Source organism: Microbispora oryzae (assembly GCF_017896165.1).
GTDB classification, from domain to species: Bacteria; Actinomycetota; Actinomycetes; order Streptosporangiales; family Streptosporangiaceae; genus Microbispora; species Microbispora oryzae.
On record NZ_JAFCNB010000059.1, the window covers coordinates 1 to 1,444 of the forward strand.

General features: G+C 67.6%; 1 protein-coding gene. It reads right to left on the reverse strand.

The genetic code is table 11. From position 1 onward, the window contains the following. Positions 1 to 33: 33 nt before the first annotated feature. Positions 34 to 1,317, reverse strand: coding sequence for an IS256 family transposase (locus tag JOL79_RS33505; RefSeq protein ID WP_210159959.1), 1,284 nt, complete (start codon positions 1,315 to 1,317; stop codon positions 34 to 36). Between the last annotated feature and the right edge of the window lie 127 nt (positions 1,318 to 1,444).

Consider the following 1,444-nt stretch of genomic DNA (forward strand, 5'->3'; position numbering starts at 1 on the left):
GAGCAATCGTCAATACCTGTGGATCGGGATCTTTTAAGCGGCTATCGACGGGTCCTCGATAGCCGGTGATTCCTCGGGCCGCTCGACGAGCTTGCCGTTGATGAAGGTCGCCCCGGCGCGGACCAGGGCGACCAGGTGAGGCGCGTTGACCGCCCGCCAGCGCTTTTGCGCCGACTCGATCAGCTTGAAGGCCATCGCGAGCCCGGCCGCACGCGAGCCCGGGCCCTTGGTGACCTTGGTCCGGTGCCGGACCGTGGCGAACGTGGACTCGATCGGGTTGGTCGTGCGCAGATGCACCCAGTGCTCCGCGGGGTAGTCGTAGAAGGCGAGCAGTTCGTCGAGGTCATCGACGACCTTGGCGACCGCCTTGGGATACTTGGCGCCGTAGACGGCCCGGAAGTCCTCGACCGCGCGCTCGGCGTGGTCCTTGTCCTCGGCGTTCCAGATTTCCGCCATCGCCTTCTTGGCGGCCGGGTGCGCCGACTTCGGGAGCGCCCCGAGCACGTTAGAGATCTTGTGAAACCAGCACCTTTGGGCCCTGGCCTGCGGAAACACCTCGCCCAGCGCGGACCAGAAGCCGAGCGCGCCGTCCCCGACCGCCAGCACCGGCGCGCGCATCCCGCGCCGCTTGGCATCGCGCAGCAGGTCGGCCCATGACTCGGCCGACTCGCGGTAGCCGTCGCTCAGCGCGACGAGTTCCTTGCGGCCGTCGGCGCGTACGCCGATCATCACCAGCAGGCACAGCTTGTGCTCCTCCAGCCGGATGTTGACGTGGATGCCGTCGGCCCACAAGTAGACGTAGTCGACTCCGGACAGGTCGCGATCAGCGAAGGCGCGCTGCTCGGCCTTCCAGGTCTCGGTCAACCGGGTGATCACCGAGGCGGACAGGCCCGCCGTCGAACCCAGGAACTGCCCCAGCGCGGGAACGAAGTCCCCCGAGGACAGGCCATGCAGGTACAGCAGCGGCAGCACCTCGGCCAGCCGCGGCGTCTTACGCGCCCAGGCAGGCAGGATCGCCGAGGAGAATCGCATCCGCTCACCCGTGGCCTCATCGATGCGCTTGTCGTTGACGCGCGGGGCCTTCACCTCGATCGCGCCGGCCGCGGTGAGGATCTCGCGCGGGGTGTGGGAACCGTTACGCACGACCAGGCGACGGCCCACCTCGTCGCGCTCGCCGGCGAACGCGTTGATGTAGGCGTCGACCTCAGCCTGCAGGGCGGCGGCGAGCATCTTACGCGCGCCCTCGCGCACGAGCTGGTCGATCAGCGAGGACGAAACAGGCGCCGGGGCGTCGTCGCCAGCGGACAGTTCGGGCACTACGGTAAGCGGCACGGGTGTGCCTTCCCGACCGACGTTGGCGCGTCGGCCTTATCTCGAAACCATGATCAGATGATTCGGGAAGGTACACCCTTCCCGGCAGATCCACAGGTTTCGATCATTGCTC